Genomic DNA, 3,683 nt, shown 5'->3' on the forward strand with positions numbered 1-3,683 from the left:
AGCCGCCCACCCAGCTTCACCCAGAGGCCACCCCAGCGAGCGACTCGACGTCCGTAACGGTGGCCGCTTAAGATCAACCCACGGCACCTACCTCGTCGAGCTTTTACACCGCTCCGAGGACGCGACCGAAGAGATCCGCGACAACCTCATCGCCCGCATCGCCGAAGCCGAACGCGAAGGCTGGCTCGGCGAAGTCGAAGGACTCCGGGTCAGCCTGGCTGGCGCCGAGGACAAGCTCGTCCAACTCGACGCCCGGCAGGAACGCGGGTCATCGCCCGTGTTCCTTGGAGTCCCGCCGTTCAACCAGATCGGAGCCCGAGGCAGCGGACAGCCAGAAACCGACACCGAAATCACTCTGTCGCGGAAGGACTGACGGCTACGCCAACCGCTCGGTCGGAAGGTTCTCAGAACTGTGTGCTTCGGAGACACGGAACACGCTCGCGCAACGAGGACACTCGGCCTGCCCGAAGAGGAAGGTCAGCCCCTCTGCCAGCTTGGTCTGCCCGTCGCGAACCGCAAGGTCATGCATCCAAAGACCCGGGCCCGCCAGATCGGCGGCCCGCGCGGGCCTCAGCGCACGGCGGTCAACATCGCCGAGATCCCAGTCTCTTACCGCGCAATAGCGCCCAAAGTCTCCGATGGCGACGGTCACCTCCAAGGAGCAGGCCGGGCAGGAGACCCAGTAGAAGTCATCGGTGAAGTCGCCCAGGACCTTGCTCCAGCGAACATGACCGCGAGCTGCGAGGAGGTAGCGGAAAGTCGTCTGGTAGTTCGAAGGCCGAGTCCGCAGATGGCGGTCGAGAAGGTCATCCAGCTCCGCAATCGAGCCCTGGTGATCGCGGAGCAGCGAGACGTCGGTCTGATGTTCCATGGCGCAGCACACGATGTCGCTGGCGAGATCCAAGGCCTTCAGGTCAGTTCGAGCCAGCGCAATGAGAGCCGGCAGCGCGGCGACGCTTGCTGGCGCAACGGTCTCACCCTGATGGCAGAGGCGATCGCCGAGTTCTTGCCAGGCGACATCGTCGGACCCCTGCTCGACTCGAGCCAGGAGCACGGGTATCTGATTGGCCGTCCCGAAGACGTCCTCCAACTGCGTCCAGTCCACCACGCGGATATTCAACATCATGAGTGGCCGTCCGCCTTGCCCGAGAGCAGAACCAGCACTCGGCACTTCTAGTTCAGAGAAAACTGCACAAACTGCGACAAGTTCGTTCTGTCCGGCGCCGACCTCCTCTACTGGCGACGCAAAGCCGAGCAATGGCGCTCCCTTGCCGAACGCGCGCCCACCGACGAGGTCGCAGACTACCTGCACGCGGCGTTCGAACCGACCGCCCGCTCCATCGCCGGACTGGAGAAGGCCCTGGCCGGACTTGGCCTGCTTGACCAGGCGCTCGCCCTGGATCTCAGGCGGCCTCAGGACTACTTCCAGCGGATCTGGAGCCTCAACTTCCGAGCCGACGATCTGGCCGCCCTCGCCGACGAGGAGGCCGACCAGTGAGTACTGAGTCGACCCGGACTCAGGCCGCCATCCAGGCCCGCCGCGGCCGGACCGAGCAGATGCTCAAGCGGGTCCGCAACACCCTGACCCGGATGCGACGCGATGGCATGGAGATCGAGCTCGCCGTGGTCGCCCGCCGAGCCGATGTCTCCCGCACCTTCCTCTACACCAACGAAGAGGCCCAGCAACTCCTCGCCGAAGCGAAAGCGGACGGCACGGCCACACCGTCACCGAACCGGCCCCGACCGGCCGATGCCGCCGGGCCCTGGAAGGACAGGGCGCTCAACGCTGAGCACGCCCTCAAAGCCGCCTACGTCGAGATCAGCAACCAGCGCGACCAGATCAGCCGGCTGCTGGGCCAGATCCGCGACCTGGAAATCGACCTTCCCGCCGACGCAGTCGAACGCATCACCACTGACAACCGGACCCTTCGCCAGGACAACCGGAAACTCACCGCTGATAATCAGCGGTTCAGCGACCGGCTCAAGGCCGCCCGCGAGAACAACCGCTTCCTCGACACCCAGATCGCCCGCCTCGAAGCCGAAATCCTGGAGCTCACACAGCATGCCAACGAACCGCATGCGACCAGCTGAGGCCACCGAAAGGACCAACGGCACTCGGCCCTTCCTTCGGCCAAAACCCTCTCGCCCCACACGCGATGAAAGAACTACTCTGCGCGACATGGATCGGAATGAGCGGCTGAGGCTCACACAACGGCGCCGGGCGGAGCAATTCGGGGCCTGTGTCTATGCGCTGCGGCGGGGTCCTTCAGCCCGCGGAGCAGAGGCGGTCTTCGATCAGGCCCTGACCAACGGGCTAGCCGTGATCGTCGCGCATGCATGGCCAGGGAAGGAGTTCAAGCGCGAGGGATACATGCTGCCAGCGAGCGGGCTGCTGGAGGTCATCGAGGCCAATGGCATCCCCGCCGATAACGGAGCGACGCGGGTCCTCCACGACCCCACCAAGCCCGAGTTCGTCAAGTCCATCTTCTGGCGCGGACCGGGAGACGAGGAAGGACTCGAGCCGAACTTCACAGAGGTGAGGGGGCCAATCCTGAAGCGCGCGCTGGAGATCACGCAAGAGATCCGACACGCGCGCGAAGTCAGCGAACAGCCATCCGAATCTCTTTCGGCGGAACATCTCGAAGCGCTCGACGCCCTCGGCGACTATCCGGAGATTACACACGCGATCACCGCCGAAGCCTTGGCTGCCCACGAGACTCAAGTGAGCGCGAACGACGATGCCGAGCAAGCCCGTGCTGAGCGCTACCTTGAGGCCCTGGGGGACGATGAGGCGCAGCGGCGCGCCGACACCAGCGAGTGGGCCGACCAGTTCACCCCGACACCCGGCGACCCGGACAGCACCACCTTCGAGCACTGCCCAGTCTGCGGTTACGAGACCCTCGTCGCGCCTTACCGCGACGGATATCTCGATGAGATCGGCATCGGACACTGTTTCGTCTGCAGCTACGAACGCACGGAGCAGGTCGCCGAAGACCTCGCCAACGACCTTGTGATCCGAGGGGCCATCGAGCGAAGCGACTGATCACGACTCTGGCTTCAAGTCGCACGTCACGCACATGTGCGTGACGTGATTGCTCAGGTCAGCAAGACCTGAACCCAAGATCGTTAGGCAAGTGGGCTCGTCAACGGCCTAACCAATACCGAACGCATCCCCAGCTGCCCACCACGCATGCATGGTTCTCAGCGCACAATCCACATCGCGCTGTGCTTCACTCGCCGGGCTGGCGGCGTGCGTCAAACGCGTTCCAGATAGGCGCTGCTCATCCACCCCACGCCGCCCGGCAGTGATGGCTGCCGGACGACCATCCAGAGTCCATCGCCGCCGAGAACCTCTACCTGGTCCCCTCGGTACTCCACGCGAACTGGGTGCCCGGATTGATCACGGACCCAGAGGTCCTGAGCGGTCACTCGATAGTGATTCTCACTGGAAACTGGCACCGTTACCGTCACTGTCGGTGCAGCTTGCGGGTGCCAAAGCTGAGCACCGTCAGCCCAGCCAGACACGAGGGCAGCACACATGGAGATAACGGCACAGGAGCAATCGTCAAGAGTTGTGGATCGATTGAGAGCAGGATTCTCAGGACTGGTCTGTCATGTCGGTGGCGACGAGTTCGACCTCGAACCCGTCCGTGTCCTCCAGATAGGCGGCGTAATGCTGTTCG

General features: G+C 64.1%; 4 protein-coding genes. 3 read left to right on the forward strand and 1 reads right to left on the reverse strand.

All coding sequences use genetic code 11. The annotated features are described in order from the left end of the window. A partial coding sequence (locus tag LDL49_RS56150; protein ID WP_225303138.1) for a hypothetical protein occupies positions 1–373 on the forward strand: 373 nt, incomplete at its 5' end. A 3-nt stretch (positions 374–376) separates the two neighbouring features. Here LDL49_RS56150 and LDL49_RS56155 read toward each other — a convergent pair. Further along, on the reverse strand, positions 377–1,126 hold the full coding sequence (locus tag LDL49_RS56155) for a hypothetical protein (protein ID WP_225303139.1): 750 nt from the start codon (positions 1,124–1,126) through the stop codon (positions 377–379). Between the two features lie 368 nt (positions 1,127–1,494). Here LDL49_RS56155 and LDL49_RS56160 point away from each other — a divergent pair, with 368 nt between their 5' ends. Together LDL49_RS56160 and LDL49_RS56165 are read left to right on the forward strand one after the other, a co-directional pair. Further along, a complete protein-coding gene (locus LDL49_RS56160) occupies positions 1,495–2,091 on the forward strand; it encodes a DUF6262 family protein (RefSeq protein ID WP_225303140.1) in 597 nt (198 codons plus the stop codon). 88 nt (positions 2,092–2,179) lie between these two features. Beyond that, positions 2,180–3,043 carry a hypothetical protein gene (locus tag LDL49_RS56165; RefSeq protein ID WP_225303141.1) on the forward strand — a complete coding sequence of 288 codons (864 nt, stop codon included), beginning with the start codon at positions 2,180–2,182 and terminating at the stop codon, positions 3,041–3,043. Positions 3,044–3,683 lie beyond the last annotated feature (640 nt).

The sequence above is a fragment of the Nonomuraea aurantiaca genome (assembly GCF_020215705.1).
Taxonomy (GTDB): domain Bacteria; phylum Actinomycetota; class Actinomycetes; order Streptosporangiales; family Streptosporangiaceae; genus Nonomuraea; species Nonomuraea aurantiaca.